This window comes from Pseudomonas sp. MF06569 (assembly GCF_059862735.1).
Genome location: NZ_JCBCUZ010000007.1, coordinates 114,163 through 129,233, shown reverse-complemented (window position 1 = coordinate 129,233; position 15,071 = coordinate 114,163). Strand labels below are relative to the sequence as shown.

Here is a 15,071-nt window from a genome sequence, read left to right as displayed (position 1 = left end):
AGCCGATTCAGATCAAATCAGGTTTTTAGTCAGGGTCAGGGTGGCGAAGTTATCGTTCATGATCGCCATCTCGGCTTTCTGAACCTGCTCTGCGCTGATAATGCCGTCCGGGGTAGGCAAGTCTCGGGTGGCGCAGGCATCTTCGACCAGGGTGCAGCGCAGGCCATAGTCCTTGGCTGCACGTACGGTGGTGCTGACGCTGGAGTGGCTCATGAAGCCGCAGACGATCACATCCAGGGAACCCAGGTTCTCCAGTGCTTTTTGCAAGCCTGTGTCATTGAAGGCGTTGGGCATGCGTTTTTCGATAATCAGCTCATCGCCCTGGGGTTCAAGGCCTTTGATGAACGCGCCTCGTTCGCCCTGCGGGTCGAACATGCCGCCAACGGTGCCCAGGTGACGGATATGGATCACCGGGCGCTTGGCCTTGCGGGCAGCCTCCAGCAAAAGGGCGATGTTGGCAGTGGCAGCGTCCATGCCGGACAAGGCCAGGGGCCCGTTCAGATATTCGTTTTGCGCATCGATGATCAGCAGGCTGGCATTGCTCAGATTGGCCGCGGCATAACCACGTCCAGTGAGTTGAAACATCGTCTTTAAAGCGGGCATTCGGGGGCTCCTTTGAATGGGGCTTTTGAGACATTCTCCACTGGCGGAGCGTTTATGTGAATGGCCTGTCGTGCAAGCGGTGTGGTTGCTGGCCTGTAGCGATGTCAAGGAGTAACGCAGAAAGGTAAAAATGTACAAATTGGAGCGATTTCAGGTTTTTCATGGACGTGTTCTGACGTTTTAAAACAGCGGGGTGTGTAGACCGGTGGCCTGCCTTTGGCGCGTCGAGGTTTGGCTGTTAGAATCGCCAATCGATTTTGAGGAGTAAGACCATTGATCACTTCCCGCCTGCGCACTTTGCGCGACCATATTCGCTGGGCCGTTAGCCACTTTCATGGGGAAGAGCTGTTCTTTGGTCATGGCACCGACAACGCTTGGGACGAAGCCCGTCAACTGGTGTTGGGTGCACTGAACCTGCCGTGGGAAATCGCGGACAGTTATCTCGATTGCCGCCTTGAAGACGATGAACTGGTCAACCTGCAGCATTTGCTCAAGCGCCGCATCGAAGAGCGGGTACCAACAGCCTATCTGCTGGGCGAAGCGTGGTTCTGCGGGATGTCGTTTATCGTTGATGAGCGCGTACTGATTCCGCGCTCACCCATTGGTGAGCTGATCGAAAAACGTTTTGAGCCGTGGCTGGGGACTGAGCCGGCGCGCATTCTTGATCTGTGCACCGGTTCGGGCTGCATCGGTATTGCCTGTGCCTATGAGTTCCAGAACGCCGAAGTGGTGCTGGCCGACCTGTCGTTTGAAGCCCTTGAAGTGGCTAACCAGAATATTGAGCGTCACGGCGTTGACGAGCGCGTATACACCGTTCAGGGCGATGGCTTTGATGGTTTGCCGGGGCAGCGCTTCGACTTGATCGTGTCCAACCCGCCGTATGTCGATGCTGAAGATTTCGCCGACATGCCTGCCGAGTACCAGCATGAACCGGAGTTGGGCCTGGCTTGCGGCGATGATGGTCTGAACCTAGTACGCCGGATGCTGGCCGAGGCGGCTGACCATCTGACCGAAAAAGGCCTGCTGATTGTTGAAGTGGGCAACAGCCAGGTTCACGTCGAGTCGCTGTACCCGGAAGTCGACTTTGCCTGGCTTGATTTCGAGCGTGGTGGTCACGGGGTGTTCATGCTGACCGCCGAGCAGTGCCGAGAGCATCAGGCGCTGTTCGCTTCGCGGGTTTGATGGCAGGCGAGTAGCAGCTGCCGAGGAACGAAGGCTGCTACGGATTGCGACCTGCTTCAGCGGTGTGTCGCAATCCAGATCAACAAGCCTGCCTGGAACACTGAAAAGGCCACCAGGCAGGTGATGGTAAAACGCAAGCCGGTCTCTTCGCGCCGGTGCCTGCTGAGTTTTTCTTCCTTGTCCCGCAGCTTCACATCTTGCTCCTGCAGGTTCTGCTCAGCCTGCTGGAGCATTTGCGCGGCATCAAGAATCTCCAGGATCTGAAGTTTCTCGACGTTCCAGCTGTCCAGTAATTCGCCTGCCTGTACGTCTTCCAGTCGTGCTTTCAGAAACTGGGCATCGGCATACACCACATCAAACCCGTGCACGCGCAAAAAATGGTCGCGGCGCAGGCGGCTGTCTTCGTTCAGGGCGTCCCTGCTGGGCAGGTCGATCCCGTCAATGCGGTACTGGGCCCACCTTTTTTGCACCCATTTTGCAGCTTGAGCCAGTAAGAAGCGGCCTACTCCGCGGTTCAGGGGTTCAATCTGCAGGCCGCGTTCAGGGCTCAAGCGCACGCGGTGAGTCAGGTGGTCGACCCACACATCGAGATGATTTTGCTCCTCGCGTACCCGCTGGCCAGGCAAGGAGACAGCCAGTCGCAGCAGGCTGAGTTCCTTGCTGTTGCGCTCGGCATACCCGAACTGCACAAAGCGCAGGGGGCGTGCCCCGGTGCTGCGGTCTGTCTGCAGAGGGGCGAGGCGCAGCATTCTGAAATGCTCGGGCTGCACGTCAGCCCAAGGCAGGGGCGGCGCCTCGGGCGCTGCCGGTGCCTCAGTCCCGGCGGGTTGTGATGGGGTGTCGCTCATAGCGGCTCAATCCTGTGCTAGCCCGAAATGTCAGCAAAGCAAAGGCGGCCGACACCGGTTTATCGGCCGTTATGCGCAGGACTGTAGGGCTGGCCGGCGTTCACTTTCGTGATAAAGCGCACAGTTCGATCGCCCAGCTCTCCCGCCAGACGCTGATTGGGGTCGTTGTAGGACTGTACCTGGCGCTTCATGTCCATTGGCACGATCCGCATCACGTGGTTCATGCCATTGATCAGCGTCAGAACGGCATCGGGCTTGGCCGCCTTGAGCAGGCGTGCATCCTTGACCTCAACCTGGATGTCGTGAGTGCCCTGAATGATCAGCGCCGGCATTTTCAGTGCGGCAAAGGCGGTAGCAGGGTTGTAGCGCAGAAGGCTGATCATGTACGGCTGCACGCTGGGACGGAACACCAGTTGCAGGTCGTCAGGCACGTTATCGTCGGTGCGACCGGCCTCGAGGGAGCTGATCAGCTCGAAGCTGCGTTTGAGCAGTGCCGGTGGCAGATGATTGCGTTGCAATTGTTCGCGCAACAAGACGCCCACCGGACGTCCCGTCCCCGCAATGGAAATCACCCCGGCGGCGCCAATCCTGGGCGCTGCGAGGCTTGCGATCAATGCGCCTTCACTGTGTCCGAGCACAAACACCTTGCCAAAGCGCGGGTCGCTTTTGAGCTTCTCGCCCCAGGCCACCGCGTCGGTGACATATTGATCCAGGTTCAACTGTCGCTCATCAGGCCCGGCTGGCCGGCTTTGGGCAATGCCGCGCTTGTCGAAGCGCACGCTGGCGATATTGCTCTGGGCCAGACGCCATGCCAGTTTTTTCAGGGCATCATTGCGCCCTCCCATGGGGTTGTTGCCGTCGCGGTCGGTCGGGCCGGAACCCGCAATGATCAGCACCACAGGTACGGGCTTGTCGCTCTTGGGCAATACCAGCGAGCCATACAGCGTGCCGGAGCCGGTATCCAGCTCAATGGGCCGCAGCAAGACATTGGAAGGGGGGGCTGCCAGGGCCTGGGAGCCAAAGCCAAGCAAGGTCAGTGCAAAGAAGAGTATTCGCAGCATCATAGCGCCATCATTGTCTAGTGTGCCGGTTGGACAAACCCGGATGAGTAAGGTTCGAGGATGAACTACGGAGGTAGCCTGCGTATACTGGCGCATTTGGTTATCTGGGATCTGTTCAACTTCTGTTGTGGCTGCAACACAACTTGAACCGATTTCGGGCTGAACTTTATCGGCTGATTTTCGCGGAGCGCCCTGCATGTCCGGCAATACCTACGGCAAGCTGTTCACTGTCACCACCGCTGGCGAAAGCCATGGTCCGGCGTTGGTCGCCATTGTTGATGGCTGCCCGCCAGGGCTGGAGCTGTCCCTTGAAGACCTGCAGCGTGATCTGGATCGACGCAAGCCCGGCACCAGCCGTCATACCACCCAGCGCCAGGAAGCCGACGAAGTCGAAATCCTTTCCGGGGTATTTGAAGGTCGCACCACCGGTTGCGCCATCGGCCTGTTGATCCGCAACACCGACCAGAAGTCCAAGGACTACTCGGCGATCAAGGATCTGTTTCGTCCGGCCCACGCCGATTACACCTACCACCACAAATACGGCGAGCGGGATTACCGCGGTGGCGGTCGCAGCTCGGCCCGTGAAACGGCGATGCGTGTGGCCGCAGGTGCCATTGCCAAAAAGTACCTGGCAACCCAGGGCATCGTGATTCGCGGCTACATGAGCCAGCTGGGCCCGATCGAAATCCCGTTCAAGACCTGGGACTCGGTTGAAGAAAACGCCTTTTTCAGCCCTGATCCAGACAAAGTGCCGGAGCTTGAGGCCTACATGGATCAGCTGCGTCGTGATCAGGACTCGGTCGGTGCCAAAATCACCGTGGTCGCCGAAGGTGTGATTCCGGGTCTGGGCGAGCCGATTTTCGACCGCCTGGACGCTGAACTGGCCCATGCGCTGATGAGCATCAACGCGGTCAAAGGCATCGAGATTGGCGCCGGCTTTGCCAGCGTTGCCCAGCGTGGCACCGAGCACCGCGACGAGATGACTCCCGAAGGCTTCCTCAGCAACAACGCGGGCGGCATTCTGGGCGGGATTTCGTCCGGCCAGCCGATCGTTGCGCATTTGGCCCTCAAGCCAACATCGAGCATCACCACCCCGGGCCGCTCGATCGACGTGCATGGCAATCCGGTGGACGTGATCACCAAGGGCCGTCATGACCCGTGTGTAGGCATTCGTGCCACACCGATTGCCGAAGCCATGATGGCCATCGTGCTGATGGACCACCTGCTGCGTCATCGTGGGCAAAATGCCGACGTGCGTGTAAGCACGCCTGTGCTGGGCCAGCTGTAATGCAAGGGTTGCTGGGCGCCACGGTCTGACGGCCGTGGCGACACTTCCTTACTGGCGCCTGTCCGGGTTCTATCTTTTCTATTTCGCCTTGCTTGGCGCGACAGCGCCGTTTCTGGCGCTGTACTTTCATCACCTCGGCTTCTCCAGTGCGCGCATAGGCGAACTGGTGGCCATCCCGATGCTGATGCGCTGCGTGGCCCCCAATCTGTGGGGCTGGCTTGGCGACTACACCGGCCAGCGGCTGTTGATTGTGCGGCTGGGCGCGCTCTGCACCTTGCTCAGCTTTGCCTTGATTTTCGTCAGCCAGAGTTATGCCTGGCTGGCACTGGTGATGGCGCTGCACGCGTTCTTCTGGCACGCCGTATTGCCGCAATTCGAAGTCATCACCTTTGCCCACTTGCGCGAGCAGCCTGAGCGTTACAGCCAGATTCGCCTTTGGGGCTCGATCGGTTTTATCCTCGCGGTGGTGATTCTGGGGCGCCTGTTTGAGTGGCTGAGCCTGGACATCTACCCCGTAGCGCTGATCGTGATCATGGGCGGCATTGTGCTGTGCAGCCTGTGGGTGCCGAACGCGCAACCTTCCAGTCAGGGGCGTGCAGCCGTCGTGGGCGGCTTTTTAAAGCAATTGTGCAGCCCCGGTGTACTGGCGTTTTATGCCTGTGTCGCGTTGATGCAAATGAGCCACGGGCCGTATTACACCTTCCTCACCCTGCACCTCGAAGACCTGGGTTACAGCCGGGGCGTGATCGGTCTGCTCTGGGCCCTGGGGGTGGTCGCCGAAGTGCTGATGTTTTTGGCCATGCGCCGCATCCTGCTCAAGTTCTCAGTGCGCCGGGTGTTGATGTTCAGTTTCATGCTGGCCGCCGTGCGCTGGCTATTGTTGGGTTCTTTTGCCGAGCACCTGTGGGTATTGCTGCTGGCGCAGCTGCTGCATGCCGCCACTTTCGGCAGTTTTCACGCCTCGGCCATGACCTTTGTGCAGCGCAGTTTTGGCCCGGGCCAGCAAGGGCAGGGCCAGGCCTTGTACGCCACCCTGGCCGGGATTGGCGGCGCAGTGGGGGCGCTGTATTCCGGTTATAGCTGGAACACCCTGGGTCCCACCTTCACCTTTAGTATGGCAAGCGTCGCAGCCCTGACCGCAGCCGTTATCATTGCCACTCGATTGAAAGAGGACAGGCACTGAGCCTTGCCCGCAACAGCCGAATGCACGCCCAAGCCAAGGAACCCCGTCCCATGAGCAGCCTGTCCGTTTACCACGTATCGAGCCCTGAATTACCCAACAAGGTGCTGACCCACTTTGAAGACATCGTTTCTACACTGGCCGAACAGGGCGTGGTTTTTGATCGCCTGCCAACCACAACACCGATCCGGCCGGGCGCCAGCCAGGACGAAGTGGTCCAGGCCTGCCGTGAGCCGATTGATCGGCTGATGAGCGAACACGGCTGCTCCAGCCTTGACGTTGTCAGCGTCAGCAGCGAACACCCGCAAAAAGCCGAGTTGCGCGCCAGGTTTCTGGACGAGCATCGTCACGGTGCTGATGAAGTGCGATTGTTTGTCGCCGGGCGTGGGCTGGTTTCGCTGCACATCGGTGATTATCTCTATGCAGTGCTGTGCGAACGCAGCGATCTGCTCTCGGTGCCTGCCGGCATGGCGCAATGGTTTGATATGGGTGAGCACCCACACCTTGTAGCCATCAGAATGTTCGGCAATACCCAGGGTATGGTTGCTCATCCGACGGGAGCAGACATCGCCAGCCATTTCCCGGGCCTTGATGATTAAGGCGACCGAATCGAGCACAGCAAAAAGCCAGCGATCGCTGGCTTTTTTGCATCAGGCATTCGGTATCAGCGGGTGTGGTAGGTCGGCAGAGCGAAGCGGTGCTGGCTTTGCAGCAGGGAAATCGTTGGCAGTTCGCTGGCAGTGCCGGCGAGGTCACGGCGAATGGCGCTGATGGCCCACGTCAATTGTTCTGCGGTATGCAACTGCGCGTAGGAGATTGTGCGCTGGGTCTGTTTTCCATCGCTGTCACACAGGGTCAATAGCACGCCGCCATCCGGACGGGGTTTGACGGTCACTGTGTAGTTGGAGAACAACGATGCGAATTTTTCCTGGATCAGGCTCATGTGTTTGGCTCCATAGCTCTTGAAGGGCTTCTATGGAGGAGAGGTTGCAGCGATTGTGCCACTATTCTTTTTTTAAAAAACCCTTATAAATCAATAGTTTAAATTTTATGAAAAATGTACTTGTCGTGCATTTTGCATGAAGGGCCATCGTGCATCCTGCATTTTGCCCAGTTGATATGAGCGTCTGAGCGTCGATTGATTGTTTCTATGGTCATGTTGCGAAGAAAAGGGATGACACCTTTGCTCCGTCTCAGGAAACTAGGTTTTTTTGTAGCGAAGGTGGAGCTTTACATGTCAGACAACAAGCCAGCAGATCAAGCCCGGCAGATGAGCCCTGAAGAGGCCGCCGACTTTGCCGAGCAGGTGTTCAACAAGGCGCGCGACGGCGATGCTGCGATGCTGGCCGCTCTGTTGAGCAAGGGATTGCCGGCCAACTTGCGCAATCACAAGGGCGATACCTTGCTGATGCTGGCCAGCTATCACGGGCACGTAGAGGCAGTTAAGGTGCTGCTCGAGCACAACGCCGATCCCGAAATCCGCAATGAAAACGGCCAAAGCCCGATTGCCGGTGCAGCGTTCAAGGGTGACCTGCACATGGTCAAAACCCTGGTTGAGGGCGGCGCACAAGTCGAAGGCGCTTCGTTTGATGGCCGGACCGCGTTGATGATGGCCGCCATGTTCAATCGCACCGAGATCATTGATTACCTGATCAGCAAGGGTGCAGATCCCAAGGCCAAGGATGCCAATGGCATCACGGCACTAGATGCGGCCAAGACCATGGGCGCAACCGACGCTGTGGCCAAACTCGAGAAGCTGTCGGGCTGATTGCCCTTGAAGGGCGCAATTGTTATATCCTGCGCGCCCTTAAATTTCCTTGTGACAGGCCTCGCCCATGAAAACCACTCTCGTTGAACTCATCAGCAAAATCAGCTCTGGGTGCATGGGCGACGACGAAATCGCCACAATCGCTGATGAGGCGGCTCAAGCTTACGCTGATCAGGCAGGCTTTCTGGCCGCCAATCCGGACATCAACTACGACGACAGCTTCCCTATCCCTCTGGGCGAGTGGGTGATTGTGGGTAGCTTGCCGGACACGGTGTTGTTCCAGGCAGATACGTACATGGATCTGTTTGCCCAGATCGTAGCCTCGTTTGGCCCGGACGTAGCGTTCAATATCAAGCCCAAGCAGTTGGCCAAGACCGAGCCGCTGACAGCGCTTAACCGGATCCAGATCCAGATGGGCAGCATGAGCGCCGAGAAGGGGGGTTATGTGCTGTTGAACCTGAGCCAGCCACTGGATGACGAGATTCAAGTGGTACTGGTGTATGGCAACGACGTGCCTCGCGTGCTGGAGTTGTGTGCCCAGGCGGGTATCGCGGCAGCGCCTTCGCTCGAAGCCTTGAAGGTTGCCGTGCACGTCTGAAGCCATGCCTGTGCAATAAAAAGCGGAACCCTGGCTGCGGGTGACTATCCTATGTGCACACGTACTCACTCAGGAGCGTCATCATGGGTTCAACGTTTAATGGTCTGATCGGTTTGATCATTCTGGCTCTCGATATCTGGGCCATCATCAACGTGCTTAAAAGTGGTGCGGGTACCGGGGCAAAAATCCTCTGGATCTTGCTGATTCTGTTCCTGCCGGTGTTGGGGCTGGTCATTTGGGCCATCGCCGGGCCGCGGGGTAATGTGCGGATTTAAGCTGCTGCGCGATCAATCGGCGGTGCTGATACTCAACGGCGACGCAATGACTGGAAAGGGCCTGATGGCCCTTTCTTGTGTATCAAGATGTGCTTTGAACGAAATTTTCACGGAAACTTTAAGACAATTCGCACGCAAATTTTCGGCTTCACTACGTGTAAACGCCTCTAGTCCGGTGTTTAGCGGTTAGTGTCGGGCCAAATCCTGCGTAAAGAAGAGCGATGTTCCAGTGGAAATCCACGGGTGATCATGCAACATTTCCCCCCCCTATGAGTGACCTCTCTGCCTGTGCCAAAGCGCATGGGTGCCAAGGGCAGGGCAATGCTCAATAAAGCCACTTCAACTTGAACCAATGGGTCCTAAAACGACATGGCAAACCCGGACGCCCCAAGCCAACAACATGCTGCCACGCGTGTGTTGCAACCGACCGTCAAATCGCATCTGGCGTTTACGCTGCTCTGTGCCTTGATCATGATGGTGATGTTCACCCTGCTACGGGTGGCATTGCTGGTTTATAACCGGGAAATGATCCTCGATACCCCGGCCTCGACTTTCCTCGAAGCGTTCGCCAACGGCCTGCGTTTCGACTTGCGCATTGTCGTTTACTTCAGCATTCCACTGCTGTTGGCGCTGCTCAGTGTCAAGACAATGGCCATGCGCGGGGTGCTGCGTTTCTGGCTGCTCGCTGCCTCCAGCCTGGCACTGTTTTTGGGCCTGATGGAGATGGACTTCTACCGTGAATTCCATCAACGCCTGAACGGCCTGGTCTTCCAGTACGTCAAGGAAGACCCGAAAACCGTCATGAGCATGTTGTGGTACGGCTTTCCGGTAGTGCGTTACCTGTTGGCCTGGGCCGTAGGCACCGTGATCCTGTACTTCGCATTCCGTGGTGCAGACCGCGTAACCCGTCCAAGTGCTGGCGCAGTTGCCTCGGGCACTTCGCGCGCTGTAGCGCCGTGGTATGGCCGTGTTGCCGTGTTCATGGTGCTGCTGCTGGTGTGTGTGGTTGCGGCTCGCGGCACCCTGCGTCAAGGGCCTCCGCTGCGCTGGGGTGATGCCTACACAACGGATTCCAACTTCGCTAACCAGTTGGGTCTCAACGGCTCCCTGTCCCTGATTGCTGCTGCCAAAAGCCGCTTCGGTGACGACCGCACCAATATCTGGAAGGCCACGCTGGAAGAGCCTGTGGCCCAGCAGACCGTGCGCGACATGCTGCTGACCGAACACGACAAGCTGGTCGATCCGGATACGGCCCCTGTGCGCCGTGACACCACGCCGCCTGCGGAAAAAACCCTGCCGATCAAGAACGTTGTTGTGATCCTGATGGAAAGCTTCGCCGGTCACTCGGTGGGCGCGCTGGGTCGCCCGGGCAATATCACGCCTTACTTCGACAACCTGTCCAAGGAAGGCTTGCTGTTTGAGCGCTTCTTCTCTAACGGCACCCATACCCATCAGGGCATGTTCGCCACTATGGCCTGCTTCCCGAACCTGCCGGGTTTTGAATACCTGATGCAAACCCCGGAAGGCAGCCACAAGTTGTCCGGCCTGCCGGAATTGCTGAGTGCCCGCAAGTTCGATGATGTGTATGTCTACAACGGTGATTTTGCCTGGGACAACCAGTCGGGCTTCTTCAGCAACCAGGGCATGACTACTTTTGTGGGTCGTAACGATTTCGTTAACCCTGTGTTCTCGGACCCTACCTGGGGCGTATCTGACCAGGACATGTTCAACCGTGGCCTCGAAGAGCTGAAAAAGCGTGAAGGTAAAGAGCCTTTCTATGCGTTGCTGCAAACCCTGTCCAACCACACGCCGTATGCCTTGCCTACGCCGTTGCCGGTTGAGCCGGTGACGGATCGTGGTTCGCTCAACGAGCATTTGACTGCGATGCGTTACTCCGACTGGGCGTTGGGGCAGTTCTTCGAAAAAGCGCGTAAAGAGCCGTACTTCAAGGAAACCCTGTTTGTCGTGGTCGGCGACCACGGGTTCGGCAACGAACAGCAAATTTCCGAGATGGACCTTGGGCGTTTTAACGTGCCATTGCTGCTGATCGGGCCTGGTATTCAGGAGAAGTTCGGTGCCCGAAATGACACCGTGGGGACTCAGGTCGATATCGTGCCGACTATCATGGGTCGTCTGGGTGGCGAGTTCCGTCAGCAATGCTGGGGCCGTGACCTGCTGACCCTGCCAGAAGGTGACAAGGGCAGCGGTGTGATCAAGCCGTCCGGCAGTGACCAGACCGTGGCGATCATCAGTGACGACTACTTGCTGGTTCAACCCAAGGATATGCCGGCCAAGGTTTGGCAATACAAATTGGGCGCCAATGCTGACGCAAAAGTGGTAACCGATTCGCCTGAAGCGACCGAGCTCAAGACAAAGCTCGAATCCTTCCTGCAAACCGCTACCAAAAGCCTGCTGGATAACACCGCAGGCGTGGCTGATCCCAAGTAATCAGCCCGATAAATAAAAAAGAGGCCTCAGGGCCTCTTTTTTATTGCGTTGCAGACGTCAGATCTTGCCGAGCAAGAGCAATATCAACAGCACTACCAGCACGGTCCCGATAATGCCCGAGGGGCCGTATCCCCAGCTTTTTGAGTGCGGGAACACCGGCAGTCCGCCGACTAACAGCAAAATAAGAACGATCAGAAGAATTGTGGTCATGAATATTTCCTTCTTTTTTGTGTTGCGCCGATAGGCAGTTTTTTGGGGCGCCGCTTGAGAAGCAGGGGTGGGCAGTGCTTATAAAATCCGACTCGAGCGCAAGGTAAATAATTCAATTTTTATTCAGGGCGGTCTTAAAAGACTTCGACCTTGATCACCACCAGACCCGCAGGTAGGGTGGCGCGCTGCATATCTGGAGACACGCGCATGCTCAACTACGTATGGTTTTTTTTGGCAGCTCTGTTTGAAATTGCAGGTTGCTATGGATTTTGGATGTGGTTGCGCCAGGGCAAAAGCCCATGGTGGGCGTTGCCGGCGATCGTGAGTCTGGTGTTGTTTGCCTTGCTGCTGACCAAGGTCGAAGCGGCTTATGCCGGGCGTGCCTATGCCGCCTATGGCGGGATTTACATTGTGACGTCCATTGCCTGGCTGGCGGTCGTTGAGCGCATTCGACCATTGGGTTCAGACTGGATTGGGGTAGGGTTGTGTGTGATTGGCGCCACCATCATCTTGCTGGGGCCGCGCTTTTCAAGCCCGTAAAAGCCTTGTTCGCCCGTTAGTCTGTAGGAGGTATCCGAGGAAGTAGTAGGTGTGAGCTGAATTCATTTGTAGGGATTGATGGGTAGTTTTACGCAGTGCAGTCTTTATGCCTACTCAGATCCTAGGATGACAGCCATGCAGATACTTAGTCGTGCCGCAAGCGAGCGTATTTCAATCGGATCAGAAATAACGCTGTGCGTTATTGCCGTAAACGGTACAAGCGTGCGCCTGGGGGTCGAGGCCCCCAGGGACATCAGTGTTCATCGCGATGAAATCTATAAGCGGATACGAGACCGCAATGCTGGGCGCCTTGCCAGCGGCGAACTTGCAAAGGATTAATCAAAGAACTCTTTTGGCACTGCATGCTTGGGCATCAGTTGGCACTGTTGGCTTTCCAGGTCGAAAAAAATAACCGCTTGCCCTTTGCTCAGCGCATGTCGGACACGCAGCACGCGAGTTTCCTGAGGCGTGTCATCGCCGTTGTCAGTGCCATCACGGCTTACGAAATCTTCGATCAGGCGGGTGAGGGTGTCGGGTTCAAGCTGGTCGTAGGGAATGAGCATGGTGTGGTCTCGCAAAAAGGCAGAGTCGGGTGGCCGGCAACAGGTTTAAATCGATGTGTCACGATTGTCCCAATAGCGCTGTGCCAGCTCAAAGGCTTGCTCCCGGGGCGTGCCCAGCCCTCGCAATGCAAGGGCCATCGTCGACAACAGGGCCAGTTGGGGGTAGCTGTCTTCGACTTCGCCACGCCAAAGCGCCTTGAGATGTTCCGGCTCCAGCGATGGGGGTTTGACATGGCGTTGTGATGACAAGGCGGGCCACTCTTCATCCCAGCTCACGCCTGCCGTTGTGCCGTAAAGATGGCTTGATGTGTCGGGATTGATTTCGACTTCGCCGCCATCACCCTTGATCACGATGCTGGTGTCTCCCAGCAAGCCACTGGCTTCTCGGTGCACGCTTTGATAGCCCGGATGGAAGATGCTTTGCAGGCCGCAGCGAGCACTCAGGGGGTTGAGAATGCGTGCCAGGGAGTGGATCGGCGAGCGCAGGCCCAGGGTGTTGCGCAGGTCTATCATGCGCTGCAATTGCGGCGCCCAGTCCTGCAGTGGCATAAACGCCGGATTGCCTGTGTCCAGCGCTTCATTGACGCTCTGCCAGTTGCGGCACAGCGGGATGCCAAGCACCTCAAGCAGCTGCTCGCTGTACATTCGGCCCGCCGTATGAGCGCCTCCGCCATGCATGAAGATGCGCACGCCGTTCTGGGCCAGGCACTTGGCGGCCAGCAGATACCAAGGCAAGTGGCGCTTTTTGCCTGCATAAGTCGGCCAATCGATGTCGACCTTGATCACGGGTGCTGCCAGGCGCTCCCTGACGGCCTCGGTGAAACCTGCCATTTCTTCTGAGCTTTCTTCCTTGTGCCGCAATAACATCAGAAAGGCCCCCAGCTGGGTGTCTTCTGCCTTGTCGTCGAGCAGCATGCCCATTGCCTCGCGAGCTTCTTCGCGGGTCAGGTTGCGGGCACCCCGTTTACCTTTGCCCAGGATGCGTACAAATTGAGCAAACGGGTGTTCGGCCGGAGTTTCGAGAGTCAGCGCAGCGGGAGTGTTCATAGGCAATTGGTCGGCTTGGGCAGGCCCGCCAGCTTGGCGGCGAGTTTGGCTGGGGTGCCATTAAACAGTCGGTTGAGGTGCAAGCTGTTGCCTTTGTCGGGCCCCAGTTTCAGAGCGGTGTACTTGATCAGTGGGCGCGTGGCAGGAGACAGCTGGAACTCTTGATAGAAGCTGCGCAACAACTCAAGGATTTCCCAGTGTTCGGGGCTTAGCTCGATGCCCGTTTGTGCGGCCAGTGCCTGGGCGACTTCGGCAGACCAATCGTTGAGGTCCAGCAGGTAGCCGTCTTTGTCCAGTTCGATGCTTTTGCCGCTGAGAGTAAGCACATTCATAGCCAGGTGTTGACCTTGTCATAACGAATCGACAGCTCGACGAAGGCTGGGTAATCAACGCCCGTTGCCCATGTCGGGCATTTGAGGTTGCGCACCTGCAAGTCCTCTTCAAGGATAAAAACGGTTTTTTCTTCCAGGGATGTGAGGGCGCTGCCTTGTAGCTGCAGGGCGTATACCCCGTCGCCGCACAGCAGCACGGCATCTTCACTGCCCAGCAAGCGCAGGCAGCTGCCCAGGCGGGTGTCTGAAAAAGGTGAGTGGCTCACAACGTGTAGGGTCGACATCAGAGGGTGATCACTTGGTCATAACGGTCAATGACTGCACGCACTTCATCTGCTGACAGTGGCTGTACGTCAGCGACTGCAAGCCCTGCGGGCGAGATTCCACGCTCGTCAAGGCTGTGGCGGCAAGCATACAGATCCTCAACGCCAAACATGGCCAGGGCTTGCAGGTTGGCGGTGAGGTTTTTTTGTTGAAGGGCGCCGGCGTTTTGTTCTGGCACGAGCTGGAAAGTACCGTCATCCATAAACAGCAGGCCAATAGGCAAGTCAAATGCACCGCCCGCCAGAACGATATCCAGTGCTTCTTTTGCCCCCGGGCCAGACCACGGTGCCTGGCGGCTGATAATCAACAGTGACTTGGGCATTTCAAGGCCCTCCGAAGCTGATCAGTCGATCGGCAGATTGAATGGCGTCGTGTAATTGCCCCAGTCCGGACAATTCCCACGGTGCTTTCAGGTTGACCCCCGGGCGCTGATAGCGCGTTGCTTCGTCTTCATTCAGCACGCCCCGGCGCAAGGCTGCGGCAATACACACCACACCATCGAGCTGATGCTGACTGACGAAGGTCGCCCATTGTTGTGCGATGTCCTGTTCGTCCTGGGGCGTCACGATATTGCTCGAAGCACTGTGAACACCGTCTTGATAAAAGAACAGCCGGACAATTTCATGGCCGCCCGCCAGTGCTGCCTGGGCAAAACGCAGGGCGCGACGGGAGGAGGGCGCATGGGCTGCCGAATAAAGGGCAATGGCAAATTTCATGGTGGGCTCTGTCAGCAAATCTGCGGTAATGATAAAGCCAGATGCCCAAAGATGCTTGCAGCAGACAACAAAAAGCCCGCCGAAGCGG

General features: G+C 57.4%; 21 protein-coding genes. 10 read left to right on the top strand and 11 right to left on the bottom strand.

Features of this window, described 5'->3' with window-relative positions; all coding sequences use genetic code 11:
- Positions 1-12 precede the first annotated feature (12 nt).
- On the bottom strand, positions 13-603 hold the full coding sequence (locus tag AC19YQ_RS09825) for a cysteine hydrolase family protein (RefSeq protein ID WP_133076072.1): 591 nt from the start codon (positions 601-603) through the stop codon (positions 13-15).
- Between the two features lie 273 nt (positions 604-876).
- On the opposite strand from AC19YQ_RS09825, the gene prmB reads away from it, so the two are divergent.
- Entirely contained in the window at positions 877-1,785 is a 909-nt protein-coding gene (gene prmB / locus AC19YQ_RS09820) for a 50S ribosomal protein L3 N(5)-glutamine methyltransferase (protein WP_326427168.1), read from the top strand.
- Positions 1,786-1,841: 56 nt separating this feature from the next.
- Here the strand turns inward: prmB and AC19YQ_RS09815 are convergent, their stop codons facing one another.
- Together AC19YQ_RS09815 and AC19YQ_RS09810 are read right to left on the bottom strand one after the other, a co-directional pair.
- On the bottom strand, positions 1,842-2,633 hold the full coding sequence (locus tag AC19YQ_RS09815) for a hypothetical protein (protein ID WP_500595035.1): 792 nt from the start codon (positions 2,631-2,633) through the stop codon (positions 1,842-1,844).
- Between the two features lie 59 nt (positions 2,634-2,692).
- Positions 2,693-3,697 carry an alpha/beta hydrolase gene (locus AC19YQ_RS09810; RefSeq protein ID WP_500595034.1) on the bottom strand — a complete coding sequence of 335 codons (1,005 nt, stop codon included), beginning with the start codon at positions 3,695-3,697 and terminating at the stop codon, positions 2,693-2,695.
- Positions 3,698-3,890: 193 nt separating this feature from the next.
- Here AC19YQ_RS09810 and aroC point away from each other — a divergent pair, with 193 nt between their 5' ends.
- From aroC to AC19YQ_RS09795, 3 genes are read left to right on the top strand one after another with little or no spacing between them, the layout of a single operon-like run.
- The gene (gene aroC, locus AC19YQ_RS09805) at positions 3,891-4,982 is read left to right on the top strand and encodes a chorismate synthase (protein ID WP_019826578.1); all 1,092 of its coding nucleotides are present in this window, start codon (positions 3,891-3,893) and stop codon (positions 4,980-4,982) included.
- 34 nt (positions 4,983-5,016) lie between these two features.
- Positions 5,017-6,165 (top strand): MFS transporter, encoded by a 1,149-nt coding sequence (locus AC19YQ_RS09800; RefSeq protein WP_219261038.1) that lies wholly within the window; start codon positions 5,017-5,019, stop codon positions 6,163-6,165.
- A 50-nt stretch (positions 6,166-6,215) separates the two neighbouring features.
- Positions 6,216-6,761, top strand: a complete 546-nt coding sequence (locus tag AC19YQ_RS09795; protein WP_500595033.1) for a 1,2-dihydroxy-3-keto-5-methylthiopentene dioxygenase — start codon at positions 6,216-6,218, stop codon at positions 6,759-6,761.
- Between the two features lie 65 nt (positions 6,762-6,826).
- On the opposite strand, the gene AC19YQ_RS09790 is transcribed toward AC19YQ_RS09795, so the two are convergent.
- Positions 6,827-7,105 (bottom strand): DUF3509 domain-containing protein, encoded by a 279-nt coding sequence (locus AC19YQ_RS09790; RefSeq protein ID WP_019826575.1) that lies wholly within the window; start codon positions 7,103-7,105, stop codon positions 6,827-6,829.
- Between the two features lie 291 nt (positions 7,106-7,396).
- On the opposite strand from AC19YQ_RS09790, the gene AC19YQ_RS09785 reads away from it, so the two are divergent.
- From AC19YQ_RS09785 to AC19YQ_RS09770, 4 genes are all read left to right on the top strand, one after another.
- Positions 7,397-7,930, top strand: a complete 534-nt coding sequence (locus tag AC19YQ_RS09785; RefSeq protein WP_133076079.1) for an ankyrin repeat domain-containing protein — start codon at positions 7,397-7,399, stop codon at positions 7,928-7,930.
- A 67-nt stretch (positions 7,931-7,997) separates the two neighbouring features.
- On the top strand, positions 7,998-8,528 hold the full coding sequence (locus tag AC19YQ_RS09780; RefSeq protein WP_339478195.1) for a hypothetical protein: 531 nt from the start codon (positions 7,998-8,000) through the stop codon (positions 8,526-8,528).
- Between the two features lie 83 nt (positions 8,529-8,611).
- Positions 8,612-8,803 carry a PLDc N-terminal domain-containing protein gene (locus AC19YQ_RS09775; RefSeq protein ID WP_133076081.1) on the top strand — a complete coding sequence of 64 codons (192 nt, stop codon included), beginning with the start codon at positions 8,612-8,614 and terminating at the stop codon, positions 8,801-8,803.
- Positions 8,804-9,172: 369 nt separating this feature from the next.
- Positions 9,173-11,251, top strand: coding sequence for an LTA synthase family protein (locus tag AC19YQ_RS09770; protein ID WP_500595032.1), 2,079 nt, complete (start codon positions 9,173-9,175; stop codon positions 11,249-11,251).
- A gap of 57 nt (positions 11,252-11,308) precedes the next feature.
- Here AC19YQ_RS09770 and AC19YQ_RS09765 read toward each other — a convergent pair whose 3' ends face one another.
- Positions 11,309-11,467: a DUF3309 family protein gene (locus AC19YQ_RS09765; RefSeq protein WP_133076084.1), complete on the bottom strand. Its 159-nt coding sequence runs from the start codon at positions 11,465-11,467 to the stop codon at positions 11,309-11,311.
- Positions 11,468-11,668: 201 nt separating this feature from the next.
- Here AC19YQ_RS09765 and AC19YQ_RS09760 point away from each other — a divergent pair, with 201 nt between their 5' ends.
- On the top strand, positions 11,669-12,001 hold the full coding sequence (locus tag AC19YQ_RS09760) for a YnfA family protein (protein ID WP_133076085.1): 333 nt from the start codon (positions 11,669-11,671) through the stop codon (positions 11,999-12,001).
- 78 nt (positions 12,002-12,079) lie between these two features.
- Entirely contained in the window at positions 12,080-12,340 is a 261-nt protein-coding gene (gene csrA, locus AC19YQ_RS09755) for a carbon storage regulator CsrA (RefSeq protein ID WP_442800233.1), read from the top strand.
- Here csrA and AC19YQ_RS09750 read toward each other — a convergent pair.
- From AC19YQ_RS09750 to tusD, 6 genes are read right to left on the bottom strand one after another with little or no spacing between them, the layout of a single operon-like run.
- Positions 12,337-12,564, bottom strand: coding sequence for a YheU family protein (locus AC19YQ_RS09750; protein WP_016781468.1), 228 nt, complete (start codon positions 12,562-12,564; stop codon positions 12,337-12,339). The genes csrA and AC19YQ_RS09750 overlap by 4 nt on opposite strands.
- Positions 12,565-12,609: 45 nt before the next feature.
- Positions 12,610-13,611: a glycosyl transferase family protein gene (locus AC19YQ_RS09745; RefSeq protein ID WP_500595031.1), complete on the bottom strand. Its 1,002-nt coding sequence runs from the start codon at positions 13,609-13,611 to the stop codon at positions 12,610-12,612.
- The gene (locus AC19YQ_RS09740) at positions 13,608-13,943 is read right to left on the bottom strand and encodes a TusE/DsrC/DsvC family sulfur relay protein (RefSeq protein ID WP_133076088.1); all 336 of its coding nucleotides are present in this window, start codon (positions 13,941-13,943) and stop codon (positions 13,608-13,610) included. The genes AC19YQ_RS09745 and AC19YQ_RS09740 overlap by 4 nt, the downstream gene beginning before the upstream one ends.
- Entirely contained in the window at positions 13,940-14,227 is a 288-nt protein-coding gene (gene tusB / locus AC19YQ_RS09735; RefSeq protein ID WP_133076089.1) for a sulfurtransferase complex subunit TusB, read from the bottom strand. Before tusB ends, AC19YQ_RS09740 begins: the two co-directional genes overlap by 4 nt.
- Complete coding sequence (gene tusC, locus AC19YQ_RS09730) at positions 14,227-14,589, bottom strand: sulfurtransferase complex subunit TusC (RefSeq protein WP_500595030.1); 363 nt, start codon at positions 14,587-14,589, stop codon at positions 14,227-14,229. The genes tusB and tusC overlap by 1 nt, the downstream gene beginning before the upstream one ends.
- Before the next feature lies 1 nt (position 14,590).
- The gene (gene tusD / locus AC19YQ_RS09725) at positions 14,591-14,983 is read right to left on the bottom strand and encodes a sulfurtransferase complex subunit TusD (protein WP_500595029.1); all 393 of its coding nucleotides are present in this window, start codon (positions 14,981-14,983) and stop codon (positions 14,591-14,593) included.
- Positions 14,984-15,071 lie beyond the last annotated feature (88 nt).